A 23,563-nucleotide genomic window follows, 5' to 3' on the forward strand; every position below is an offset into this window, starting at 1 on the left:
GGTTCGTCACCGGCCTGGTGGCGGTGCTGACGCTGGCCGGCTCCCCCGCCCGCGCCGCCGACCCGGGCGGCTCGTGCCCACCCGACCAGAACAACTGTGACGTCTGGGACGACGACCCGGGCGTCCCGGGCGGCGGCGGCGGGCCGGGCGGCGGCGGCAACGACGGCGGCGGCAGCGGCAGCGGCGGAGGCACCGCGAAGTGCCAGTGGAACGGCCGGGTCGTCGCCTGCTACGACGACGTGGCGGGCTGGTTCAACAACAGCGACGGCTGCTATTACAGGCTGAACGAGCCGCAACTGCCCGCGCCGGACGGCAAGCAGTGGTACACCGCCAGTTGCCAAGAAGGTGCCACCGGCCAGCAGGGCACCGTGCTGCTCGACGCGCCGCCGGGCGGCTACGGCACCCCGCCCGACCCGGAGGAGCTGGCCCGTCGCGCGCTGGCCTCGATCTCGCTGCTGCCGCCCCGGGCGGCGGTCGCGCCCCGGCGCAGCAAGGGGCCGGGGCTGGTTGGGCTGCCGGTCTGGATGTGGGCCAGCCCCGGCAACTCCTACTTCGGACCGCTGAGCGCCTCCGCCTCGGAGCGGGGCCTCACCGTCTCGATCACCGCGAAGGTGGGCAAGATCGTCTGGCACATGGGCGACGGCCTCGACGTCGAGTGCCGCGGGCCGGGCACGCCCTACAGCTCCAGCGGGCCGCACGCCGGCGCCCCCTCGCCCGACTGCGGCCTGGATGCCGGCTACCCGAAGGCCGGCACGTACCGGGTCTACGCCACCACGTTCTGGACCGTCGAGTGGTCGTCCAGCGGCGGGGAGAGCGGCGTGATCGACCAGAGCCGGGTCAGCGGTGTCGTCCCGGTGCAGATCAACGAACTCCAGGTGGTGACGCGATGAGTGTGGTGGCGGCCCGGAACGGGACCCCGGTGGAGGCGCCGGTGGCACCGCCCAAGGTGGTCCGGCAACGGCGCATCCGGCCCGGCCTGCTCGGCCTGGCCATCCTGCTGATCGCGCTCGGCGGGCTGGGCGCGGCGTTCGCGGTCACCTCGGTCCGGTCCACCGGCAGCTACCTGGCGGTCGCCCGACCGGTCGAGGTGGGCCAGCAGCTCACCGCCGACGACCTGGTGCCGGTCCGCGTCTCCGGCGGACGCGAGCTGCGGCCGGTGCCGGCCGACCGGATGAAGGAACTGCTCGGCCTGCGGGCCGCCGTGCGGCTCACCCCCGGCACGCTGCTCACCCCGGCCCAACTCACCGACGCCCCGCTGCTCGGCCCCGGCCAGCAGCAGATCGCGCTGGGACTGGCGGCCGACCAGGTGCCCGCCCGCGAACTGCACCCCGGCGACAAGGTGCTGCTGGTCAGCACGCCGACCGCCGGCACCAGCGGCTCCGACGCGGCCCGGGGCGGCGGCACCCGGTTCGCGGCCACCGTGATCGACACCGCCACGCCGGAGAGCGGTGACGTGGTGGTCTACCTGGCGCTGGCCGTCCGGGACGTGCCGGCGGTGGTGGTGCTGGCCGCGGACGACCGGATCGCGCTCGTGCTCACCGAGGCGGCCTGATGGCGATCATCGCCCTGGTGTCGGCGAAGGGTTCGCCCGGCGTCACCACCACCACCCTGGCCGCCGCGCTGAGCTGGCACCGCCGGCTCGTGCTGGCCGAGTGCGACCCGTCGGGTGGCTCCATCCTCGCCGGCTACCTGGGCGGCGCGCTCGACGGCCCGCGCGGCATCGGCGAGCTGGCCGTCGGTGAACTGCGCGACGGCAGCCTGGAGAGCACGTTCTGGTCCCAGCTCGTCGACCTGGACGCGCCCCGCCGCGAGCGGCTGCTGCTGCCCGGCGTGGTCGACCCGGCCCAGGCCGGCAGCGTGGTCCCGCTCTGGCAGCGCTTCGCCGACTACTTCACCGGGCTGGAACGCGGCGTGCCCCCCTACGACGTGCTGGTCGACTGCGGTCGGCTGGCGGTCGCCGGTCCACCCTGGCCGCTGCTGCGGGCCGCCGCGGTGGTGCTGCTGGTCACCCGCGCGCACCTGCCCGACCTCTCCGCCACCCGGGCCACGGTCCGGGCGATCGAACGGGACCTCACCGAGCACCGCGTCCCCCCGGGCAACCTGCGCCTACTGGTGGTCGGCGACGGGCACGGCACCAGCGAGATCAGCAAGGCGCTGCGACTGCCGGTGATCGCCCGCCTGCCGCACGACCCGCGTACCGCCGAGGTGCTCGGCCGCGGCGGCACCGTACGCGCCAACCGGCCGCTCATGCGCGCGGCCGGCGCGTTGGAGGTGCCGGTCCGGGCGCTGCTCGACCGGCGTCGGGCCCGGCTGTCCTGGCCCGGCGTGACCGCCGCCGCAGCGGTCAGCGCGCCGACCGCGCCGGGGGTGCCCGGTGCGGTTTGAGCCGGTCTCGCACGACCCGCGCGGGCAGCAACCCGGCGTCGTCTCCACGGTCCCGCCGCTGGCGCCGCCGAACGGACGGCACCACGTGGCCGGCCCGGCGCTCCCCGCCGCACCGGCCGCCCCGCCGCCCCGCCCCCGGGTCGACTTCGCGGTCGTCCGCGAGCTGCGCCGGGAACTGAGTGAACGACTCACCCACTGGCAGCGCGGCCGGGAGTTCGACGCCGACGCCGAGGAGGTCGAGCGGGCCCGACTGGCCGTCGCGGTGGTCTCCGCGTACGCCGACTCGGTGCGCCGGGCCGGCACACCGATGCCCGCCGACGCGGAACGGCTGCTGCTCGACCAGGTGACCGCCGAACTGGTCGGGCTGGGCCGGCTCCAGACGCTGCTCGTCGACGACACCATCGAGGAGGTGCACATCCTCGGCTGCGACCAGGTGCGCATCACCCGGCACGGCGGTGGCGTCGACTGGGCCGAGCCGATCGCCGAGACGGACGACGAACTGGTGGAGATCCTCCAGGCGGCGGCCCGCCGGGCCGGGGCCACCGAGCGGTCGCTCTCCACCTCCAAGCCCACGCTCGACCTGCAACTGCCCGACGGCAGCCGGCTCGCCGCGGTCTTCCTGGTCAGCCACCGCCCGTACGCGGTGATCCGCAAGCACAACACGCTGGACGTGAGCCTGGAGGACATCGCCGGCGGCCGTCCCGACCTGGACGAGATGATCGATCCGCTGCTGCGCGACTTCCTCCGCGCGTCCATGCGCGCCGGGTTGAACATCATGGTCGCCGGGCTGGCCGGGGCCGGCAAGACCACTGTCATCCGGGCGCTGATGGACGACATCCCGGCCGACGAACCGTACGTGCTGCTGGAGGAGAGCCGGGAACTGCTCCCGGCCCGGCGCGGACACAAGCACCGGGCGGTGATGAGCTTCGAGTCCCGGGAGGGGCACGGCGAACGCGGCGCGGACGGGCGACCGGCCGGTGAGGTGAGCATCGCCGACCTGATCCCGGTGTCGCTGCGGATGGGCGTGCTGCGGATCATCGTCGGCGAGGTGCGGTCCCGGGAGATCGTGCCGATGCTCCAGGCGATGACCACCAGTCGCGGGTCGATGTGCACCATCCACGCCCGTACCCCGGCCGGGGTGAGCGAGCGGATCATCGAGCTGGCGCTCTCCCACGGCCGGGAGATGACAGTCGACCAGGCCCGGCGGATGGCCGGCAACGCGCTCGACCTGATCGTCTACGTCACGGTCGAGGACGAGACCGCGATCGGTGGCCGCAAGCACCGCTTCGTCTCGCACGTCGAGGAGGTCATCGGCGTCGGCGAGGGCAACAGGATCACCACCACCACGGTCTTCGGTCCCGGGCCGGACGGCCGGGCGGTCCCCCGCCACCTGCCGGAGCGGATCCGCGACCAACTGCTGCGCGTCGGCTACGACTCGCGCCTGCTCACCCGGTTCGTGGAGGCCGGCGTCGGCGCCTGGCGTCGGCCCCGGCACACCCGCCTCGGGCGGCGGCCGAACGGAGGGCCGGCGTGACGCAGATCGAGCTGATCGCGCTGGTCTCCGGCGCGGCCTGCGTGGCCGGGCTGGTGCTGGCCGTGGTCGCGCTGGTCGGCACCCGCCGGCCACCGGGGTCGACGCCGGGCAGCGCCGGGCCGGGTCTGAGCCGGCTCTGGACCGGCGCCGGGGCCGGTCGTGCCGACCAGCGACGCCACCAGCTCCTGCTGGGCGGCGCGGTGGCCGCCGGCGCGTTGGCGTTCCTGCTCACCGGGCTGCCGGTGGTGGGCCTGCTGGTGGCGCTCGCGGTGCCCGGGGTGCCGTGGCTGTTCGCGGTCGGCCGGGCCGAGCAACGGGCCATCGCCCGGGTCGAGGCGGTCGGCGAGTGGACCCGGCGGCTCAAGGACATCTCGGCCACCGGGCAGGGGCTCCAGCAGGCCATCGTCGGCACCATCACCACCGCGCCGGAGGAGATCCAGGAGGAGGTACGCACGCTGGCCGCCCGCCTCCAGGCCGGCTGGCTGGCCAAGTCCGCGTTGCTGGCGTTCGCCGACGAGATCGCCGACCCGGTCGCCGACCAGGTGGTGGCCGCGCTGATCCTGCACCTCACCGACCGGGGCGAGCGCCTCGGCGACGTGCTCCGCTCGATCGCCGGCGCCGCGTCCGCCGAGGTGGCCACCCGGCGCGAGGTCGAGGCGAAGCGGACCCAGCCCCGGTTCGCGGTCCGCTTCCTGACCGGCATGACGCTCGCCACGCTGGCGTACGGGCTGGTGAACAGCGACTACATCCGCCCCTACGGCACGTTCACCGGGCAGCTCGTGATGGCGGTGCTCGGCGCGGCCTTCATCGGCCTGCTGGTCTGGGTCCGGTCGATGAGCCAGCCGCCCCGCCCGGCGCGTTTCCTGCCGGCGCCCGACCCGGAGGAGGCGATCGCGTAGTGGTCCTCAACTGGCAGCTCGCGGCGGCGGTGCTGGGCGGATCGGCGGTCGGCCTTGGCCTCTTCCTCGTGGTCCGCGAGGCGCTACCGGCCACCCCGGCGCTCGGCCCGGCGCTGCGCCGGCTGCACCAGCCGCCCGGTCAGGCCCCGACGGCCGGTGCGGGGCCGGACTGGCTCGGCGGCTTCGCCCGTTGGCTGCGCCCGCCGACCCGGCAGCTCGCCCTGCTCGACCAGACCCCCGAGCAGTACGCCCTGTCGGTGCTGCTCTCCGCGCTGATCGGGTTTGTCACGCCGGCGGTCCTCTCCGCCGTGCTCTTCCTGGGCGGGGTGTCCCTGCCGGTGGCCGTGCCGGTGCTGGCCAGCCTCGGGATGGCGCTGCTCGCCGGCCTGGTCGCGCACCGCTCGGTGCTGACCAGGGCGGACGCCGCCCGGGACGAGTTCCGCCAGGCGGTCTGCACCTACCTCGACCTGGTGGCGTTGCAACTCTCCGCCGCGCACGGCCCGGTGCAGTCGCTGGAACGCGCGGCGGCGGTCTGCGACGGCTGGGTGTTCGACCGGATCCGGGAGGCGTTGCGGCTCGCCCAGCTCCAGATGCACTCGCCGTGGGACGAGTTGCAGGAGCTGGCGGACCGGATCGGCATTCCGGAGCTGGGTGACGTGGGCGCCATCATGCGTTCCTCCGGCAGTGAGGGCGCCCAGGTGCACGAGACGTTGCGCTCCCGCGCCGACTCGCTGCGCGACCAGATCCGTACCGACAACCTGACCCGCGCCGAGGGGGTGACCAGCAAGTTGGACATTCCCGGCTCGCTGCTGGTCTTCGTCCTGCTCGGCTTCGCCGTCTATCCGTTCCTCGCCCGCCTGTGAACCCCACCCCCGAGAAGGAGCAAGGTCATGCAACTCCTCAGCACGTACGTCTACGCGGCGGTCCGGAGTCGCCTCGCCGAGCTGCGCCACCAGGCCGAGCGCGGCGACAGCCCGGTGCCGACCGCGGTGATCATCTTCGGTCTCGTCGCGGTGGCCGTCGTGGTCACCGGCCTCGCCCTGACCAAGGCGCGGGACTGGATGACCAGCATCCCGGACCACAAGGACCCGGTGGTGACGAAGTGACCTCCCGCCCCGCCCGTACGGCCCGGAGCCGACCGGCACCCGCCGGTCGGCCCGGTCCGCGCGGTCCGGGGCGGATCGCCGCCACGCTGCGCGCCCGCCTCGACGCGGGCGGGCGCGAGCGGGGCGCCAACCCGGTCGAGCTGGCCGTGATGATGCCGGCCATCCTGGTGCTGCTCTTCGGCTCGATCCAGGTCGGCGTCTGGTTCGTCGCCCGGTCCACCGCGCTCAACGCGGCGCAGACCGCTGTGAACGCGCAACGCACGTTCGACGCCGGGCCGGACGCCGGCCGGGCGCAGGCGATCACGTTCCTGCGCCGCTCCGGCGACTGGCTGGTCGGCTGGGACAGGAACGGCCCGACCTGCGTGGAGACCGCCGTCGACGTCACCTGCACGGTGCGCGGGCGTTCCCTGTCGGTCGTCCCGGGCGTCGACTTCGAGGTCACGCAGACCGCGCACGGCCCCGTCGAACGCTGGACCACGGGATGAGGCCGGCACCGCGGGACCGCGGTTCCGTCTCGATCGAGGTGGCGGTGCTCGCCCCCGCCTTCATCGGGCTGATGGTGCTCGCCGGGGTGGCCGGCCGGACCGCCGTCGCCGACGAGGCGGTGGAGTCCGCCGCGCACGACGCCGCCCGGGCCGCCTCCCTGGCGCGCGACGCCCGCGCCGGCGAGAAGGCCGCCGAGCAGGCGGCCCGCGACCAGCTCAACTGGTCCGGCCTGCGATGCACCGCCCCGCCGAGGCTGGACCTGAGCGGCTCGGTGGCCGGGCAGCAGACCACCTTCGCCACCGCGTACCGGAGCGCGGCCGGCGTGCCGGCGACCGTCACGGTGACGGTCACCTGCACCGTCTCCTTCGACGACCTGCGGGCGCCCGGCCTGCCCGGGGTGCCGGGCGGCAAGACGGTCGTGGCGCGCTTCACCTCGCCGCTGGACACCTACCGGAGCCGCGGATGACCGGCCGGCGCGGGGCGGAGAGCGGCCGGGTGAGCCTGTTCCTGGCCGTGGCGATGACCGGAGTGCTGGCCGTCGTCAGCCTCGCCTACGACGGCGCCGGGCAGCTCCGGACGCTGCAACGCGCCGACAACCTGGCCGCCGAGGCGGCTCGCAGCGGCGGTCAGATGATCGACCGCGCGAGCGCCATCGAGGGCGGTCCGAAGCGGATCGACCAGGTCGCCGCCCGCGCGGCCGTCGCCGACTACCTCAGCGCCGCGGGTGGGGTCGGTGGCCACGACGTCGACTTCCCCGTGGTCGGCCTCGAGACCCAGATCCGGGTACGCGTCCGGATCACCTACCGCCGGGACCTGATCGGGCTCTTCGGCGTGCAGAAGACCGCCACCGTCACCGGTGAGGCCACCGCTCGGGCGCTCACCGGACCGTAGGAAGGGAAGGCCGCCATGGGTGCACCCCGACGCTCCGCCGTCCACCGCGCCGGCCAGGTTCTCACCGGGCTCGGCGCTCTCGTCGTGCTCGTGGGGCTGCTGGCCGGCGGACCGGTCGCCCTGCTGGCCTTCGCCGGCAACCCGCTGCCCGACCACCTGCCCACCCTGGCCGAGGTGGGTACGGCGTTGACCAGCCGAGACGACGGGCAGCTCTTCCTGCGGGCGCTGGCCGTGGTGGGCTGGTTCGGCTGGGCCACGTTCGCGTTCTCGGTCGTGGTGGAACTGCTCGCGTCGGCGTTGCGCCGACCCGCGCCGAAGCTGCCCGGCATGCACCGCCAGCAGCGGGCCGCCGCCGCGCTGGTCGGCTCCGTGGCGCTGATCCTGGCGGCGAGCCCGGCCGCGGCCAGCGCCGCGACGCTGGCCGCGCCGCAACCGGTGGTCGCCGCGCCGGCCGTCACCACGGCGTACACCGCACCGCAGGTCGCGACGCCGACGCCTGCCGCACCGGACGCGACCGGCCCGGCGGTGTACCGGGTGGCGAAGGGCGACTACCTGGGCGAGGTGGCCGACCGTTACCTGGACGACTTCGACCGCTACCGGGAGCTGGCCCGGTTGAACCGGCTCGCCGACCCGGACCGGATCCGCCCCGGCCAGCTGCTCGAACTGCCCGGCGGCGCGGTGGACGAGGGGGCCCGCCGGCACGCCGCCGGCCGGCTGGTGGTGACGCCGGCGAAGCCCGCCCCGGCGAAGCCGGACGGGGGCGGTACGTCCGCGATGGCGCCGAAACCGAAGCCGAAGCCCGCGCCGCACACGCCGGCGCGGGACACCACGCCCACGGTGGAGGCGCCGGAGGGGCAGCCGCCGGCCATGGCGGCGGGCGCGTCCCGGGCCACGGCCGAGGAGGGCATCAACCGCCCGTTGGCCATCTCGGCGGTGCTGGCGGTGGCGAGCATCGTGGGTGCCCAGATCGGCGCCGTCCTCGGGCTGCGCCGCCGGCCGGTACCGGCCCGGGCGCTGGGCAGCCGCGCGCTGGGCAACGGCCGGCACCGCCGCGACTGACGCCCGTGCGTCACCGGCGCGACTGAGGCCGGTGCGCCGCAGGTCACCGGTTGCCGGATGCGCGGCCGGCGGCCGAACGGTGGGCACGCAGCCGGATGCGTTGCGGGTACGGCGGCCGGATCAGGGCAGCCGGGCCTCGACCCGGCCGGAGACCACGCGGGTGGGCAGCACGACCTGGTCGTTGGCGGCCGGGCCGTGCACCACCTCGCCGCCGTTGAGGCGGAACGCGCTGCCGTGCCACGGGCACACCACGCAGGCATGGCCGTCGATCTGCCGCACCTCGCCCTCACCGAGCGGGCCGCTCTGGTGCGGGCAGCGCTCCAGCATCACGGTGACGTCGTCACCGTGCCGGTAGAGGATCACCGAGACGTCGTCGATCTCCCTTGTGACCAGTTCGCGCTGCGGCAGGCTGTTCAGGTCGCCCACCGGGTGCCAGCCGTCGCCGATCAGGTGCAGGTCGGAGACGCTCTGGCTGACCTGGGCCCCCTGCTTGTAGGCGAGGTGCCCACCCAGGTACGCGCCGCCGCCGGCCGCGGACAGCCCCAGGTAGGCCAGCGCCCGGCCGAGGCCGTGCCGCCCGTTCAGCCGGGCCGCCAGCGAGCCGGCGTAGAGCGTGAGGCCGACGATGTTGGCCCCGGCGTGCACCAGCCCGATCCGCCGCTGGTCCCGGGAGAGCGCCGCCCAGTCGTTCCACCCGGCCACCGCCGCCGGCAACGCGCTGACCGTGCCGAGCCCGACCAACGCGGTGGCGGCCCGGCGCTGGCCGGGCAGCAGGTCCACCACGGCGGCGGAGATCCACGCGCCGACCGGGACCTGCACCATGGCGGGGTGCAGCGGATGGCCCAGCCAGACGCCGTGCAGCGCGTCCCGGACGCGTTGCGAGCGCAGCGTGCCCTGCACGACGCGCTGGACCCGGTCGCCGACCCGGTCGAGCCCTGCGGCCTGTTCAAGCTTCGTCAGTAGTTGGCGCACCTGTTCCGACTTCCCGGCAGCAGAGCCCCCAAACCGGACGCCGGCACTCCTCGCCTGCGAATTCGCGGAAAGAGTGCCCATCGCGCCTCGGATGGGCACTCTTTCCGCGAATTTGTGTGCCCGGTCGTCTGGTGGCGTGCCCGGCACCGTCGCGGGCATGCTGGGGTGGTGGGGGTACGCGTCGAGCACGCCGACGGCGTGACCACGGTGATTCTGGACCGGCCGGAGGCCCGTAACGCGGTGGACGGGCCGACCGCCCGGGCGCTTGCCGACGTGTTCCGCGCGTTCGACGCCGACCCGGACGCGGCGGTCGCCGTGCTCTGGGGCGCGGGCGGCACGTTCTGCTCGGGTGCCGACCTCAAGGCGATCGGCACGGCGCGCGGCAACCGGGTCGAGGCCGAGGGCGACGGTCCGATGGGTCCGACCCGGCTGCGCCTGTCCAAGCCGGTCGTCGCCGCGATCTCCGGGTACGCGGTGGCTGGCGGCCTGGAGCTGGCGCTCTGGTGCGACCTGCGGGTCGCCGAGTCGGACGCGACGCTCGGGGTGTTCTGCCGGCGGTGGGGGGTGCCGTTGATCGACGGCGGGACGGTCCGGCTGCCCCGGCTGATCGGGGAGAGCCGGGCGATGGACCTGATCCTCACCGGGCGGCCGGTGCCGGCCGACGAGGCGTACGCGATGGGGTTGGTGAACCGGTTGGTCCCGCCCGGTGCGGCCCGGGCGGAGGCCGAGCGGCTGGCCGGCGAGATCGCCCGGCACCCGCAGACCTGCCTGCGCAACGACCGGGCGGCGCTGCTCGACGGCGCCGGCCGGCCGGAGCCGGAGGCGCTCGCCGTGGAGTTGGCCTACGGCACGGAGTCGCTGGCGGTCGACGGGGTGCGTGGCGCCGGCCGGTTCGCCGCCGGTGCCGGCCGGCACGGTGCGCCGGCCGGCTGAGGCGTCACTTCAGGTTTCGCAACGCGTCCTCGATGGCCCGGTGGAACGTCGGATACGTGTAGATCATGTGCCGGAGCTGGCTGATCGGCACCGCCGCGTGCACGGCCACCAGCAGCGCGGAGAGCACCTCGCCGCCGGCCGGGCCGGCCGAGGTGGCACCGACCAGCACGCCCTGGTCCGCGTCGGCGATCAGCTTGATGAAGCCGGCGTTGCCGGTCTTGTGGATCCAGCCCCGGGTCGACGAGGTCAGGTCGGTGTAGCCGATCTGGACGTTGATGCCCCGGTCGCGGGCCTGCTGCTCGGTCAGGCCGACGGCGCCCACCTCGGGGTCGGTGAACGTGACCCGGGGCAGGGCCCGGTAGTCGGCCACCGGGACGCTGCCCGGCGCGACAGTGGACCCGCCCGCGCTCATCGCGCCGCCGACGGCGCTGACCACGCCGGCCGCGCCGCCGACCACGCTGGCGGTGCCGCTGGCGTCCGGCCCGCCCTTGGTGTGGCGCATGTGGTCGAGCACGTCGGCGACCACGATGCCGGCCTGGTACATGGCGATGTGGGTGAACGCGCCCTCGCCGGTGAGGTCGCCGACCGCCCAGATGCCCTCGGTGACGTGCATCCGGTCGTTGACCGGCAGGTAGCGCTGCGTGGCGTCGACGCCGACCGTGTCCAGCCCCAGCTCCTCCAGGTGCGCCCGGCGGCCGGTCACCACCAGCAGCTTCTCGCCGCGGAACGCCGCGCCGTCGGCGTGGACGGTGAACTCGTCGCCGTCGTGGCTGACCCGACCGGCCTTGACCCCGGTGCGGATCTCCACCCCGTCGGCACGCAGCGCGTCGGCGGCGAGCGCGGACGCCTCCGGTTCCTCGACGGCGAGCACCCGGTCGCCGGCCTCGACGACGGTGACCCGCACGCCGAACCGGGCGAACACCTGGGCCAGTTCCAGCCCGATCGCGCCGCCGCCGAGCACCAGCATCGTGCCCGGCAGCTCCTCGACCTCGATGGCCTGGTGGTTGGTCCAGTACGGCGTGTCGGCCAGCCCGTCGATCGGCGGGATCGAGGGCCGGGTGCCGGTGCCGAGCACCACCCCGTAGCGGGCCTCGAAGACCTGGTCGCCGACGCGTACCCGGTTCGGGCCGTCGAGCCGGCCGCTGCCGCGTACGAACCGGCCCCCCTTGCCGGTGAAGCGGTCCACCGCCGCCTTGTCGTCCCAGGTGTCGGTGGCCTCCTCCCGGATCCGCTTCGCCACCGGCGCCCAGTCGGGGCGCACCTGCGCGGACCCGGCCAGCTCGTTCACCCGGTGCGCCTCGGCCAACGCGTTGGCCGCCCGGATCATCATCTTGCTCGGCACGCACCCCCAGTAGGGGCACTCGCCACCGACCAGGTCCCGTTCGATGCCGACCACGTCGAGGCCGGCCTCGGCGAGCCGCTCGGCCACCTCCTCGCCGCCGACGCCGAGCCCGACCACGATCACGTCCACCAGTTCCGGCTCTGCCATCCCGTCAGCATTCCGCACCGCCGGGGTCGCCGACCACCGGACCCGACCGGAATTCCTCCGCCGGTAATGAGTGCGACGGCCTACCGTGGCCGGATGCACGCGCGTTTCGCCCCGGTCCGGGACTGCTTCCACGACCTCTTCGCCGCCTCTGCGCCGACCTGGCCGCGGCCGGGCTGGCCCGGTGCTACGCGGGTCTGCTCGCCGGCGGCGTCCTCGACGGGATCCGGCTGTTCGGTGCGGACCTGGTGGCCGAGGCGACCCGGGTGCAGTACGCCGGCCCGGATCTGGTGCTGGACCGGACCGCGCACTGGACGCTCGGCATGCAGTGGGAACCGGACGGCAGTTGGGGCATGGGCGGCATCGGCGGCAGCAGCGCCTGGGCCGATACCGCACGGGTGGACGAGCTGGCCGAGGCACTGAACACCTGCCTCTGACTGACTGCCACCGAGCGTGACGGTGGAGTGCTTTCACGCAGGGTGATACCCGGCGCGGGAGGACTCGTACCCCGGTTTTCGCCTTTGCTCTGCAGCCAATGGCGCAGCACCGCCTTGAACAGGAAGTTCAGCCGCCGCGCCGAAGCGGCGTGGCCGGGCGGACAGCGACGTTCCGTAACCGATGCGGATATGGCTGCAGAGCAAAGGGAACCGCGGCAGCGTCCGGTTGGACCGTTTGAGTCACGGTAGGTGACCGAGTCGTGCGCCGGGTCGGCTCAGCGCATCCAAACCGGGTCGCTGCCGGGGACGTCCAGCGGCGGCGGGTAGTCGAGGCCCCGACGGGTCTCGTCGGGCAGCCGCCACGGCTGGTGCACCGCCTTGCCCGCCACCGACTCCAGTTCCGGCACCCAGCGCCGCACGTACGCGCCGTCCGGGTCGTAGCGCTCGGCCTGCCGCACCGGGTTGAAGCCCCGATACGGCCGGGAGTCGTTGCCGGTGCCGGCCACCCACTGCCAGTTGCCGGAGTTGTTGACCCGGTCGCCGTCGAGCAGCCAGCGGAAGTAGACGTCCAGGCCCGGCCGCCAGTCCAGCCCGAGATGCTTGGTCAGGTAGCCGGCCGTGATCAGCCGGGCCCGGTTGTGCATCCAGCCCTGGGCGCGCATCTGCCGCATGCCGGCGTCCACGATCGGCATCCCGGTGCGCCCCTCGGTCCAGGCCGCCAGCGCGTGGCTGTCGTCCCGCCAGTCCTCCCGGGCGCCCCGCCGGTAGGCGGTGGTGGACAGGTCCGGGAAACCGGCGACGACCTGGTGGTAGAAGTCGCGCCAGCAGAGCTGCCGGACGAACGGCCCGTCGCGGTCGCCGGCCCGGTTCGCCACCGCCAGCGGGGAGACGCAACCCCATCGGAGGTACGGGCTGAGCCGGGAGGTGTCGTCGCCGGCCATGTCGTCGTGGATGTCGTCGTACCGGTCGAGGGTGGGCAGCCAGGCGGTGAGGCGGCGCCGGGCGACGCTCTCCCCGCCCTCGGCGGCGTCCGGGCTGTCGCCCTTCGGCGGTTCCGGCAGCCGGCCCGGGTCGACGCCGTCGGGCAGCCGGACCCGCTTCGGCGCGGCCAGTTCCTCCCGCGGTTTCACCCCCTGCCAGGCGCGGAAGTAAGGGCTGAACACCCGGTAGTGGTCGCCGCCGGTCGGCCGCAGCGCGCCCGGCTCGACGATGGTCAGCCCGGGGAAGAGCCGGAGGAACATCCGGTGCCGCTCGCACTCGGCACGCAGGCGGCGTTCCCGGCGGTGGGCGTACCGGGTCACGTCGGCGGAGAGCCCGATACCCTCGGCGCCGACCTGGCGCGCCAGCTTGACCGTCTCGGCTACCGGGTCGCCGCGTCGGACGACCAGGTCGCCGCCGCGTTTGCGCAGCGACTCGCGCAGCTCGGCCAGGCTCTGGTGGAGGAAGCGGGTGCGGTTCGGGGAGAGCTTCGCAAGCGTCGGGTCGAGCACGTAGAGCGGCACCACCCGGTCGAACGCCGAGACGGCCGCCGCGAGCGCCGGGTGGTCGTGCACCCGCAGGTCGCGGGTGAACAGCACGACGGCCGTACGCTCGGTCATCCGGCCAGGGCCGGGGTGAGCGCCGGGCCGGGCACCCGCACCGGCGTGCCGGTCGGGGTGAGCAGTGACCGGGCGGCCACCGCCATCCGCCGCCGCTGCGGCACCAGGGCCCGGCGGACGAAGACGTCGAAGTCCTGGGCGGCGACCTCGTCGAGGATGCCGCCGTAGAGCGCGTACGCGGTGCGCATGCACGCCTGCGAGGCGGGGTTGAGCAGCGGGATGCCGGGCGCGGCGGCGAGGTAGTGGGCCTGAGCGCGGGTCACCTCGTACTCGATCAGCTCGCGGATCGCCGGCGTGGTCCGCCGGGCGGCCTTCGCGGCGAGCAGGTCGTCGCGGGTGACGTCGAACTTGGCCAGGTCCTCGTCGGGCAGGTAGGTCCGGCCGCGGTCGAGGTCCTCGGCGACGTCCCGGATGAAGTTGGTGAGCTGGAACGCGAAGCCGAGCTGGCGGGCCGGTTCCCGGGCGGCGGCCGGATCGGAGCTGCCCAGGATCGGCAGCATCATGGTGCCGATGACGGCGGCCGAGCCCTCCATGTAGTCGAGCAGGTCGTCGTAGGTCGGGTACGACATCACCGTCAGGTCCATCGCCATGCTGCGCAGGAACGACGCGAAGTCGGCGCGGTCCAGGTCGAACACGGCGATGGTGTGCAGCACGGCGGGGAGCAGCGGGTCGTCGACCGACGCACCGTGCAGGCCGGCGACGAACCGGTCCGACCATTCGCGCAGCCTGGCGGCCCGCTCGGCGGGCGGCAGGTCCTCGGTGCGGTCGACGATCTCGTCGGCGTAGCGGGTGAAGCCGTACAGGGCGTGCACATGCCGCCGTTTCCAAGCGGGGAGCAGCCGGGTGGCGAGATAGTAGGTACGGCCGTGACGCCGGTGCAGCTCGCGGCAACGGTCATAGGCAGCGGTGAGATCCGTGTCCACCGGCCCTCCTCGGTTTCGACGCAGCAATCGACGCAACTCGTAACCCTAGGGTACGCTCCCTCACATGGCCAACGACGCAGTTGCGGGTAATGCGCTCCGCGTCGCGCCGGCACAGCCGGAAGCGACGGACGATCCGGTCCGCGGCGTACTGGCCGCGTTCACGAAAGACCTGGTCAGGGGCGTTGACGACACGTTGACGGCATTCCTGGCCGCCGAAGTCGACGCACTGACCGAGATCGACGCAGCCATGGGTGGTTTCGCCGCGACCGCACGCGACTGCGTGCTGGCCGGCGGCAAGCGGGTGCGTCCCACGTTCGCGTACTGGGGCTGGCGCGGGGTGGTCGGCGGCGACGCGCCGCTCGGCACGGTGCTGCCCGCCCTGTCCGCGCTGGAGCTGCTGCACGCGTTCGCGCTGGTGCACGACGACGTGATGGACGCCTCCGACACCCGGCGCGGCCGGCCCACCGCACACCGCGCCGCCGCCGCGCGGCACCGGGCCGCCGGACACACCGGTGATCCCGACCGGTACGGCGAGGCGGTGGCCGTGCTCATCGGCGACCTCTGCATGGTCTGGGCCGACCGGCTGATGGCACACACCACCGTGCCTGCGGACCGGCTGCTCGACGTGCGCCGCTGCTACGACCAGATGCGGGTGGAGACGGTCGCCGGGCAGTTCCTCGACGTGCTCGGCGAGAACGACGCGGCGAGCTGGTCGGTCGATCGGGCGCTGCGGGTGGCCCGCTACAAGACCGCCAGCTACACCGTCCAGCGACCGCTGCTCTTCGGCGCCTGCCTGGGCGGCGCAGACGCGGACGGTCCGCTGATCGCCGCGTACACCCGCTACGGGCTGGCCGTCGGCGAGGCGTTCCAGCTCCGCGACGACCTGCTCGGCGTCTACGGCGACCCGGCGACCACCGGCAAGCCGGCCGGGGACGACCTGCGCACCGGCAAGCCGACCGCGCTGCTGATGCTGGCCCGGCAGCTCGCCGACCCGGCGCAACGTCGCACGCTGGACCGGGCCGGCACGGTCGCCGACGCGTCCGAGGTGGCCCACCTGGCCGACCTGGTCCGGGACACCGGAGCTACGGCCCGGGTGGAGCTGATGATCGCCGAACGGGTGACCGAGGCGCTGGCCGCGCTCGACACCGCACCTATCGACGAGACCGCGCGCACCGCGCTGACCGGCCTCGCCACCGCCGCCACCGCGCGGCGGTCCTGATGGACACCTTCATGAGCACGAGCAAGGGAGCCGGAATGCGCACCGTGAACGGACGGACCGACCGGGTGGTCGTGGTCGGCGCCGGGCTGGGTGGGCTGGCCTGCGCGCTGCACCTGGCCGGCAGCGGCCGTCAGGTGACCGTGCTGGAACGCGAGCCGGTGCCCGGCGGACGCGCCGGCCGGCTCAGCGTCGACGGGTACGAGTTCGACACCGGGCCGACCGTGCTCACCATGCCCGACCTGATCGCCGAGGCGCTGGGCGCGGTGGGCGAGGAACTGGGCGACTGGCTCGACCTGACCCCGCTCGACCCGGCCTACCGGGCCTACTACCCGGACGGGTCGACGCTCGACGTCATCACCGACACCACCCGGATGGCCGCCGAGATCGCCAAGGTCTGCGGGCCCCGGGAGGCGGACGGCTACCTGCGCTTCGTCGACTACGCGCGCAACCTGTGGAAGTGGGAGCGGGCCGACTTCATCGAGCGCAACCTCGACGCGCCGACCGACCTGCTCACCGGCAACCTGCTGAAGCTGTTCGCCAACGGCGCGTTCCGGCGACTCCAAACGAAGATCAACCAGTTCTTCCGCGACCCGCGTACCCAGCGGATCTTCTCCTTCCAGGCGATGTACGCCGGCCTGTCGCCGCACGACGCGCTGGCGATCTACACGGTCATCGCGTACCTCGACTCGGTGGCCGGGGTCAGCTTCCCGCGCGGCGGCATCCACGCGGTCTCCCGCGGCATGGCCGGCGCGGCCGAGAAGCACGGCGTGCAGATCCGGTACGGCACCACGGTGACCCGGGTCGAGACCGCCCACGGCCGGGCCACCGGCGTGATCACCTCGGACGGTGAGTTCGTCCCGGCCGACGTGGTGGTGCTCAACCCGGACCTGCCCGTCGCCTACCAGGAACTGCTGCCGGAGAGCCGGCAGCGCAAGCTCACCTACTCGCCGTCCTGTGTGGTCCTGCACGTCGGTTCGACGCAGGGCTATGGCAAGATCGCCCACCACAACATCCACTTCGGACGCGCCTGGAAGGGCACGTTCGACGAGGTGATCCGGCGAGGCGAGCTGATGACCGACCCGTCGCTGCTGGTGACGAACCCGAGCCGCACCGACCCGTCGGTGGCCCCGGCCGGCCGGCACACCTACTACGTGCTGGCCCCGGTGCCGAACCTCGACCGGGCGCCGTTCGACTGGGCCGGCGACCTCACCGGGCGCTACGCCGACCAGCTCGTGGCCACGCTGGAGGAGCGCGGCTACGTCGGGTTCGGCGACGGCATCGAGGTGCTGCGTACCGTCACACCGGCCGACTGGGCCGCGCAGGGCATGGCCGCCGGCACCCCGTTCGCCGCCGCGCACAGCCTCTTCCAGACCGGTCCGTTCCGGCCGTCCAACCTGCACCGCACGCTGGGCAACGTGGTCTTCGTCGGCTCCGGGACCCAGCCCGGCGTGGGGGTGCCGATGGTGCTGATCAGCGGCAAGCTGGCCGCCTCCCGGATCACCGGGCACACCTCATGACCGGGCGGGAGAAGCACCTGGTCGAGCTGGTCGACGACGGTGGCCGGGTGATCGGCGAGACCACCGTCGCCACCGCCCACCAGCCGCCCGGCCGGCTGCACCGGGCCTTCTCGGTGCTGCTCGTCGACCCCGCCGGGCGGGTCCTGCTCCAGCGACGGTCCGCGGTCAAGACCCGGTTCCCGCTGCGTTGGGCGAACTCCTGCTGCGGGCACCCGCTGCCCGGCCAGTCGCTGGCCGACGCCGCCAACCGCCGGCTCGGTGAGGAGTTGGGCGTCGATCCGGTCGGCCTGACCGAGGTGGGGACGTACCTCTACTACGCCGAGGATCCGGCCACCGGCCGGGTCGAGTTCGAGTACGACCACGTGCTGCGCGCCGACGTGCCCGCCGACCTGCCCACCCGGCCCGACCCGGACGAGGTGGCCGAGTTGCGGTGGATGGATCCGGTCGCGGTGATCGCCGACCTCGACGCCGACCCGCGGGCGTACGCGCCCTGGCTCGGCGGCGTGGTGAACCGGCTCCTGCACCCGGCCGACCCGGCCCGGTCGGGCGGGCCCGCCGAATCGTCCCGGTCGGGCGTGCCCGCCGCCGAGGCACCGGAGCGGTCGGGTGGCCGATGAGGCGCTGAGCGCGGGGGCCGTCGCGCGCCGGTTGGGCGTGGCGGTCACCACGCTGCGCACCTGGCATCAGCGGTACGGCCTCGGCCCCAGTGAGCACGTGCCCGGTCACCACCGGCGCTACACGCCCGCCGACCTCGCCCGGCTGGAGATCATGCGGCGGCTCACCGTGGAGGGGGTGTCGCCCGCCGAGGCGGCCCGCTGGGCCCGGCAGTCGCCGGCCGTGCCGCCGCCGGAACGGCTCGGCCTGAAGGCCGGCGTCAGCACCGCCCGGGACGGCGGCGGGGCCACCATCCCGGTCGGGCGGGCCGGACCGGTCGCCCGTGGCCTGGCCCGGGCCGCCATGCGGCTGGATTCGGTGGCGATCGGACGCACCATCGCGGACTCGCTCGCGGCGGACGGCGTGGTGGCGACCTGGGAAGGGCTGCTCCGGCCGGTGCTCGCCGGCATCGGGGAGCGGCACGCCGCCACCTCCGGGCTGATCGAGGTGGAGCACCTGATGTCCCGGTGCGTCTCGGAGGCGTTCGCCTCGGTGGCGCGTGCGCACCCGGCCGTCGGACCGCCCCGGATCCTGCTCTCCTGCGCGGACGAGGAGCAGCACTCGCTCCCCCTGGAGGCGCTGGCCGCCGCGCTGGCCGAGATCGGTGTGAGCTATCGCATGCTCGGGGCCCGGGTACCGGCGCCCGCCCTGGTCGAGGCCGTCAACCGGACCGGGCCGGCGGCCGTGGTGGTCTGGTCGCACATCCGCGCCACCGCCGATCCGCACCAGCTCACCGCGCTGCTGGCCGCCCCGCGCCGGCCGCTGCTGGTGCTGGCCGCCGGGCCGGGCTGGCGGGCCGACTCGCTACCGGCGGGAGTGGTCCGCCCGGTCGACCTGGCCGAGGCGCTCTCGCTGGCCGTGGCCGTACGGGATTCGCTGGATCAGTCGACGGCGGGCTGAGGCCCCACTCCCGTTCCGGGGTGGCGTCCACTACGGTCGGAAAGTCCGTCTGACCCGACCCCCTCCGGGAGCGACAGATGCGTCCACGCACCCTGTTGGCGTTCGTCCTCGGCCTGGTGCTCCTCGTCACCGGCTGCGGCGGCCCGGGCAGGACCCCGCAACGGGTCACCGCCCAGCCGTCCGTGTCGGCCGCGCCGACGCCGACACCCAGTCCGAAGCCCCAGCCGAGCCGCACCACCCCGAAACCGAAGCCGACGCTGCGTCCACTGCCCAAGAAGCTCCCGACCGGGCTGCACCGACGCAGCGGGAGCCCGGGGGTGGCGCTCACCTTCGACGACGGGCCGGACCCCCGCTACACACCGCAGATCCTGGCCCAGCTCCGGGCGGCCCACGTCACCGCCACGTTCTGCCTGGTCGGCAAGCAGGCCAAGCGCTACCCGAACCTGGTGGCCCAGATCGTCCGCGAGGGTCACCAGCTCTGCAACCACAGTTGGCGGCACGACGTGGACCTCGGTCGGCGGCCGGCAGCCGAGATCCGGGCCGACCTGGAACGGACGAACCGGGCGATCCGCGCGGCCGTGCCCGAGGCGCCGATCACCTGGTTCCGCCAGCCGGGCGGCCGGTGGACCGCCGAGGAGCTGACCGTCGCCCGGAAACTGGGTCTGCGTCCGCTGCACTGGAGCGTCGACCCGCAGGACTGGGACCACCCGCCGGCGAAGAAGATCATCGCGCGGGTGGAGTCGGCCGCCCATCACGGTTCGGTCGTGCTGATGCACGACGCGGGCGGCGACCGAACCCAGACCATGGCCGCGTGCCGGCGTCTGATCCCCGATCTCAAGCGGCGGTACGGCATCGTCCGGCTCCGGTGACACCGCTGCTGAGCTGCGGCTTCGCTCGACGGTGTGCGGGCGGCCATACCGGTTTGGTCGTCCGAGGAGGGATGGCATATGCTTCTCCTGCCTCCGGCGGGGCCGGATGGGAGCAAGTCCGCTTGAAGTTGCGAGTGTGCAATGATGGCGGGGCCGCCCTCATCGTCTAGCGGCCCAGGACGCCGCCCTTTCAAGGCGGTAGCACGGGTTCGAATCCCGTTGGGGGCACGGTCCGGCTCGCGCCGGAGGCAACACCAGCAAGGTCCTGTGGAGCAGTTGGAGTGCTCGCCGCCCTGTCAAGGCGGAGGTCGCGGGTTCAAGTCCCGTCAGGACCGCAAGCGCTGACGCCGCGCACCTCATGCGCGGCGTTCTGCGTATCGGCTGTGCGATAGCATGTGCCGAGCACCACGGCCAGGTAGCTCAGTTGGTACGAGCGTCCGACTGAAAATCGGAAGGTCGGCGGTTCGACCCCGCCCCTGGCCACATAGCCTTTCGCCGGGCTACAGGAGCGCCGACCAGCGGAAACGCCGGTCGGCGTTTCGCTGTAAACACACCGATCCCGTCGCACGACTCGCGGATCTCCGTAGGAGATCTTGGAAGCTCCGGGCCCCTCCGAGGGCCATTTCCTTCCAAGATCTAGCGCAGCCCGCGCCGCAGGCGGTGCTTCGGGGACGGCCGGGCTGAGCGCGCGTTCACCGTCTCGGGCGATGCTGACCCATGCCGCCCTGGATCGCCTCCCAGACACTCCGGCCGGCCTGCCGCAACGTCTGCCCGGCCTGCCCGGCCAACTGGGCTGCCCCGGCACCGGGCGGTTGGCCCGCCGCGCCCGACCCGCCCGACCCGCCCGACCCGCCGGGCCCGGCCTCGCCGCCCGCCCCGCTCGACCCGCTCGACCCGCTCGACCCGCTCGACCCAGCTTCGCCGCCCGAACCACCCGAACCGCCCGACTTGCTCGGCCCGCCCGGACCGGCCTGCCCGCCCGATCTGGTCTCGCCGTCGGCCGGCGAGGCACGGGCGGCGGATGGCGGTCCGGTCCCCGGCCCGGCGTCACCTCCGGACCCGCCGTCATGCGCGGAGGCGACGCCTGCTTCGGCCCCCGAGAGGGCGGCCTCACCTTCCGCCTTCGACGTGGGCTCGCGCACCGATCCGGTCTCGGCCGGCCGAGCATTGCCGGCCGGCCATTCCGCTGCCGGGGCTGAGGATCCCGCCTCCGGCCCGCCCCCGGACGGTACCCGCGCACCCGGCCCGGAGGGGGTCCTCCGCTCGATCTGGCCGGCCTGGTCGAGCACCGCGCCGGTCTCGACCACCTCCTCCACGACCGGCCCGGCGACCCGGCCGGCGGCCCGGTGCACGTCGTCGACCGTCACTCCGACGGAACGGGCCAGCGCGTCGATCAGCTGCGGGTTGCGGTCGATCGTCGTCAGCGCCCGGTCCAGGATCTGCACCAGCTTCTCCAGCCGTACCTTGAGCAGGGCCTCGGCCCGGACGCCGGTGATGTCCAACTCGACGCCCTCCAGGTGCACCCGCACGCCCGCGTCGAGTTGGAGCAGGTTGGCCAGCCGGGCCCGCAGCGACAAATCCGCGTCGAGCCCGTCGACAGTGAGCCGGATCTCGTCGACCGACAACTCCGGCACGTCGAGCAGGACATCCGGCTCCGGCTCGGCCGCAGCCCGGGAGGCGGTCGGCTCCTCCCGGGGCCGTTCGGTGGCTCCGCTCTCGCTCATGCTCCGCTCCCCCATCGGCCGGTCCGGGCCAGCGGCGGTTACCCGGTTTCGGATCCGACATCCGCCGGTCGGTTCACGGTCGGGAACCGGCGTTCCCGCTGTCCGGAAGCAGCCGAAAGCAAAGCTGCACAGCGAGACATCAGCCGGTATGGTCCGGGCTTATGGGACAGGAGATGGCCGATCCGGATGAGGTCCGGCAGGAATCCGACCGTTTCTCCCTCCGCAGCAGCATCCTCGTCCCGGCATCCGGCGAGCGGGCGTACGCCGTCTTCACCGGCGCGCTGGCCGACTGGTGGGTGCGCGAATACACCTGGTCCGGACCGGAGGCGCTGGCCGGGCTCGGGGTCGAGCCGAGGGCCGGCGGCATGCTCTACGAGATCGGCCCGTACGGCTTCCGCAACGACTGGGGCCGCGTGCTGACCTGGGATCCGCCCCGCCGACTGGTCTTCACCTGGCAGATCGGGCCGGACCGGGTGCCGGTGCCGGACCCGGCCCGGGCCAGCGAGGTGGAGGTGCTCTTCCACCCGGAGGGCCCCGACTCGACCCGGGTGGACGTCGAGCACCGTTACTTCGACCGGCACGGCTCGGCCGCCGAGGGCTACCGCGAGGCGCTCACCGCCGGCTGGCACGAGCTGCTCTGCCGCTACCTGGCGACGGTCACCCGGGCCACCGACTGACCGACCCGCCGGGCGACCACGTGGCTCAGCCGGCGATGCCCCGGCTCGCGCCGCTGCCGGTCAGTCCGGTGTCGCCCAGGTCGGCCCGACGGCCCGCGGCGGCGCCCGAGCCGAACCCACCCCCGGCGAGCCGGCGGCGCGGGGCGGTACGCAGTCGCGGGTACGTCTCGGCGAGCCGGCGCTGGACGCGGTCGGAACGGTCGGCGAGCACCAGCGCCACCGACGGCACGCCGGCCTCGGCCTCGGCGGCGGCGCCGGCCTCGGTCGCGCGGAGCCGCTCGGCGACCACCTGGGCGAAGCCGGCCAGCCAGGTGCGTCGGAACGCGGCCGGGTGCTCCCCGACCGGCACAGCGGCCCCGGCCAGCCCGTGCGCCGCCTGGACCAGCAGCGAGGTGAAAAGCAGCTCGACCCGTTCCAGGTCGCTGGCGAAGCCGAACAGGTGCATGGCGAAGCCGTTGCCGTGGCGGCGGCGGACGCAGCGGCAGCGCAGCGGCTCGGCGACGGCGGCGAGCAGGCCGGCCTTGTCCCGGGCGTACGGGGCGACCACCTCGACCGTCCGGTCACCGACCGGGTCGACGGTCGGATCCCGGGCGGCGAGCAGCGCCCGGTCGACGCCGTACCGGGCGATCAACTCGGTGGCCTTGGCCATGAACGTGGCCGCCTCGGCGGGCGTGCAGGCCGGGTCCTCGGCCTGGGCGAGCAGCTTGCGGACCTTGCTGAGCATCGCCTCGGACATCAGTCAGGGTTACCACACCGAGGCGACGGCTGGTCAGTCCTCCCGGCTGCGCAGCGTGGCGATGGTCGAGCCGGCGAGCGTCAGCAGGCAGTCGGGCAGCAGGCCGTCGGCGGCTGCCGCACCGAACAGCGCCTCGCCGGTGTCGGCGTCGTCGTTGGCGTACGCGCTGACGAAGCGGGCCACCCAGCGGGTGTCGTAATCGGCCTGGTCGATGTCGGGGAAGTCGAGCGCGGCGGCGCCCGCCGGGGCGTCGTCGCCGAGCATGGTGGCGGCCAGGCACCAGGCCACCCCGTACGCACCGGCCAGCCCGGAACGGTCCACCACCGCGTCGAAGGCGCCGACCACACCGGCGCCGTCACCGGCCAGCGCCGAACGGAGCACGGCGGTCGCGTCGTCCAGCGTCTGCTGTGCGTCATCGGTCACCTGCGGAACAGTAACGCCGGGGGTCAAGCGGTGACGGGGAACCAGCATGTCGATCACCGAGAGTGATGCCCCCCAGTCGGGGTGCCGACGGAGCCCGGTCCACAGTCCCACGTGCCGCACCGGCACGCTAATGTG

The 23,563-nt window shown here is 74.2% G+C and carries 26 protein-coding genes and 3 tRNA genes; 22 read left to right on the plus strand and 7 right to left on the minus strand.

Features of this window, described 5'->3' with window-relative positions:
- Window positions 1–14 precede the first annotated feature (14 nt).
- The 11 genes from C8054_RS17995 (at window position 15) to C8054_RS18045 (ending at window position 8,360) form a co-directional block, all read left to right on the plus strand.
- Window positions 15–890: a hypothetical protein gene (locus C8054_RS17995; RefSeq protein ID WP_233219709.1), complete on the plus strand. Its 876-nt coding sequence runs from the start codon at window positions 15–17 to the stop codon at window positions 888–890.
- The gene (locus C8054_RS18000) at window positions 887–1,552 is read left to right on the plus strand and encodes an SAF domain-containing protein (RefSeq protein WP_107157955.1); all 666 of its coding nucleotides are present in this window, start codon (window positions 887–889) and stop codon (window positions 1,550–1,552) included. Before C8054_RS17995 ends, C8054_RS18000 begins: the two co-directional genes overlap by 4 nt.
- Complete coding sequence (locus C8054_RS18005; protein WP_107157956.1) at window positions 1,552–2,385, plus strand: ParA family protein; 834 nt, start codon at window positions 1,552–1,554, stop codon at window positions 2,383–2,385. Before C8054_RS18000 ends, C8054_RS18005 begins: the two co-directional genes overlap by 1 nt.
- A complete protein-coding gene (locus C8054_RS18010) occupies window positions 2,375–3,919 on the plus strand; it encodes a CpaF family protein (RefSeq protein WP_107157957.1) in 1,545 nt (514 codons plus the stop codon). The genes C8054_RS18005 and C8054_RS18010 overlap by 11 nt, the downstream gene beginning before the upstream one ends.
- Window positions 3,916–4,818, plus strand: coding sequence for a type II secretion system F family protein (locus tag C8054_RS18015; RefSeq protein ID WP_107157958.1), 903 nt, complete (start codon window positions 3,916–3,918; stop codon window positions 4,816–4,818). Before C8054_RS18010 ends, C8054_RS18015 begins: the two co-directional genes overlap by 4 nt.
- Entirely contained in the window at window positions 4,818–5,681 is an 864-nt protein-coding gene (locus C8054_RS18020) for a type II secretion system F family protein (RefSeq protein WP_107157959.1), read from the plus strand. The genes C8054_RS18015 and C8054_RS18020 overlap by 1 nt, the downstream gene beginning before the upstream one ends.
- A 27-nt stretch (window positions 5,682–5,708) precedes the next feature.
- Window positions 5,709–5,924, plus strand: a complete 216-nt coding sequence (locus C8054_RS18025; protein ID WP_107157960.1) for a hypothetical protein — start codon at window positions 5,709–5,711, stop codon at window positions 5,922–5,924.
- A gap of 74 nt (window positions 5,925–5,998) precedes the next feature.
- A complete protein-coding gene (locus C8054_RS18030) occupies window positions 5,999–6,409 on the plus strand; it encodes a TadE/TadG family type IV pilus assembly protein (RefSeq protein ID WP_233219710.1) in 411 nt (136 codons plus the stop codon).
- Complete coding sequence (locus tag C8054_RS18035; RefSeq protein ID WP_107157962.1) at window positions 6,406–6,876, plus strand: TadE/TadG family type IV pilus assembly protein; 471 nt, start codon at window positions 6,406–6,408, stop codon at window positions 6,874–6,876. Before C8054_RS18030 ends, C8054_RS18035 begins: the two co-directional genes overlap by 4 nt.
- Window positions 6,873–7,301 carry a hypothetical protein gene (locus C8054_RS18040; protein ID WP_107157963.1) on the plus strand — a complete coding sequence of 143 codons (429 nt, stop codon included), beginning with the start codon at window positions 6,873–6,875 and terminating at the stop codon, window positions 7,299–7,301. The genes C8054_RS18035 and C8054_RS18040 overlap by 4 nt, the downstream gene beginning before the upstream one ends.
- A gap of 15 nt (window positions 7,302–7,316) precedes the next feature.
- Entirely contained in the window at window positions 7,317–8,360 is a 1,044-nt protein-coding gene (locus tag C8054_RS18045; RefSeq protein ID WP_107157964.1) for a LysM peptidoglycan-binding domain-containing protein, read from the plus strand.
- A gap of 120 nt (window positions 8,361–8,480) precedes the next feature.
- On the opposite strand, the gene C8054_RS18050 is transcribed toward C8054_RS18045, so the two are convergent.
- Window positions 8,481–9,332 carry a Rieske (2Fe-2S) protein gene (locus C8054_RS18050; protein ID WP_107157965.1) on the minus strand — a complete coding sequence of 284 codons (852 nt, stop codon included), beginning with the start codon at window positions 9,330–9,332 and terminating at the stop codon, window positions 8,481–8,483.
- Between the two features lie 168 nt (window positions 9,333–9,500).
- Here C8054_RS18050 and C8054_RS18055 point away from each other — a divergent pair, with 168 nt between their 5' ends.
- The gene (locus C8054_RS18055) at window positions 9,501–10,265 is read left to right on the plus strand and encodes a crotonase/enoyl-CoA hydratase family protein (RefSeq protein WP_107158021.1); all 765 of its coding nucleotides are present in this window, start codon (window positions 9,501–9,503) and stop codon (window positions 10,263–10,265) included.
- A gap of 4 nt (window positions 10,266–10,269) precedes the next feature.
- Here the strand turns inward: C8054_RS18055 and C8054_RS18060 are convergent, their stop codons facing one another.
- Window positions 10,270–11,754 (minus strand): NAD(P)/FAD-dependent oxidoreductase, encoded by a 1,485-nt coding sequence (locus tag C8054_RS18060; RefSeq protein WP_107157966.1) that lies wholly within the window; start codon window positions 11,752–11,754, stop codon window positions 10,270–10,272.
- A gap of 245 nt (window positions 11,755–11,999) precedes the next feature.
- Here C8054_RS18060 and C8054_RS18065 point away from each other — a divergent pair, with 245 nt between their 5' ends.
- Window positions 12,000–12,188: a hypothetical protein gene (locus C8054_RS18065; protein ID WP_233219703.1), complete on the plus strand. Its 189-nt coding sequence runs from the start codon at window positions 12,000–12,002 to the stop codon at window positions 12,186–12,188.
- 275 nt (window positions 12,189–12,463) lie between these two features.
- Here C8054_RS18065 and C8054_RS18070 read toward each other — a convergent pair whose 3' ends face one another.
- The gene (locus tag C8054_RS18070; RefSeq protein WP_107157967.1) at window positions 12,464–13,786 is read right to left on the minus strand and encodes a deoxyribodipyrimidine photo-lyase; all 1,323 of its coding nucleotides are present in this window, start codon (window positions 13,784–13,786) and stop codon (window positions 12,464–12,466) included.
- The gene (locus C8054_RS18075) at window positions 13,783–14,709 is read right to left on the minus strand and encodes a phytoene/squalene synthase family protein (protein ID WP_107157968.1); all 927 of its coding nucleotides are present in this window, start codon (window positions 14,707–14,709) and stop codon (window positions 13,783–13,785) included. Before C8054_RS18075 ends, C8054_RS18070 begins: the two co-directional genes overlap by 4 nt.
- A 64-nt stretch (window positions 14,710–14,773) precedes the next feature.
- Between C8054_RS18075 and C8054_RS18080 the strand changes: the two genes are divergently transcribed.
- The 8 genes from C8054_RS18080 (at window position 14,774) to C8054_RS18115 (ending at window position 20,351) form a co-directional block, all read left to right on the plus strand.
- Window positions 14,774–15,928, plus strand: a complete 1,155-nt coding sequence (locus C8054_RS18080; RefSeq protein WP_107157969.1) for a polyprenyl synthetase family protein — start codon at window positions 14,774–14,776, stop codon at window positions 15,926–15,928.
- A 35-nt stretch (window positions 15,929–15,963) separates the two neighbouring features.
- Window positions 15,964–17,445 carry a phytoene desaturase family protein gene (gene crtI / locus C8054_RS18085; RefSeq protein WP_107157970.1) on the plus strand — a complete coding sequence of 494 codons (1,482 nt, stop codon included), beginning with the start codon at window positions 15,964–15,966 and terminating at the stop codon, window positions 17,443–17,445.
- Window positions 17,442–18,062: an isopentenyl-diphosphate Delta-isomerase gene (idi, locus tag C8054_RS18090; protein ID WP_107157971.1), complete on the plus strand. Its 621-nt coding sequence runs from the start codon at window positions 17,442–17,444 to the stop codon at window positions 18,060–18,062. Before crtI ends, idi begins: the two co-directional genes overlap by 4 nt.
- Window positions 18,052–18,999, plus strand: coding sequence for a MerR family transcriptional regulator (locus C8054_RS18095; RefSeq protein ID WP_107157972.1), 948 nt, complete (start codon window positions 18,052–18,054; stop codon window positions 18,997–18,999). Before idi ends, C8054_RS18095 begins: the two co-directional genes overlap by 11 nt.
- Before the next feature lie 77 nt (window positions 19,000–19,076).
- Complete coding sequence (locus C8054_RS18100; RefSeq protein WP_107157973.1) at window positions 19,077–19,868, plus strand: polysaccharide deacetylase family protein; 792 nt, start codon at window positions 19,077–19,079, stop codon at window positions 19,866–19,868.
- Window positions 19,869–20,023: 155 nt separating this feature from the next.
- Window positions 20,024–20,096 (plus strand) — tRNA-Glu (locus C8054_RS18105).
- A 33-nt stretch (window positions 20,097–20,129) separates the two neighbouring features.
- Window positions 20,130–20,203 (plus strand) — tRNA-Asp (locus C8054_RS18110).
- Window positions 20,204–20,277: 74 nt separating this feature from the next.
- A tRNA-Phe gene (locus C8054_RS18115) sits at window positions 20,278–20,351 on the plus strand.
- Between the two features lie 209 nt (window positions 20,352–20,560).
- Here the strand turns inward: C8054_RS18115 and C8054_RS32820 are convergent.
- Entirely contained in the window at window positions 20,561–21,592 is a 1,032-nt protein-coding gene (locus C8054_RS32820) for a hypothetical protein (protein WP_233219704.1), read from the minus strand.
- A gap of 161 nt (window positions 21,593–21,753) precedes the next feature.
- Here C8054_RS32820 and C8054_RS18125 point away from each other — a divergent pair, with 161 nt between their 5' ends.
- A complete protein-coding gene (locus C8054_RS18125) occupies window positions 21,754–22,269 on the plus strand; it encodes an SRPBCC family protein (RefSeq protein WP_199199827.1) in 516 nt (171 codons plus the stop codon).
- Window positions 22,270–22,294: 25 nt separating this feature from the next.
- Here the strand turns inward: C8054_RS18125 and C8054_RS18130 are convergent, their stop codons facing one another.
- Together C8054_RS18130 and C8054_RS18135 are read right to left on the minus strand one after the other, a co-directional pair.
- The gene (locus C8054_RS18130; protein ID WP_107157974.1) at window positions 22,295–23,005 is read right to left on the minus strand and encodes a DUF2786 domain-containing protein; all 711 of its coding nucleotides are present in this window, start codon (window positions 23,003–23,005) and stop codon (window positions 22,295–22,297) included.
- A gap of 33 nt (window positions 23,006–23,038) precedes the next feature.
- On the minus strand, window positions 23,039–23,428 hold the full coding sequence (locus tag C8054_RS18135) for a hypothetical protein (protein ID WP_107157975.1): 390 nt from the start codon (window positions 23,426–23,428) through the stop codon (window positions 23,039–23,041).
- Between the last annotated feature and the right edge of the window lie 135 nt (window positions 23,429–23,563).

The organism is Micromonospora sp. RP3T, from assembly GCF_003027925.1.
Classification (GTDB): Bacteria; Actinomycetota; Actinomycetes; order Mycobacteriales; family Micromonosporaceae; genus Micromonospora.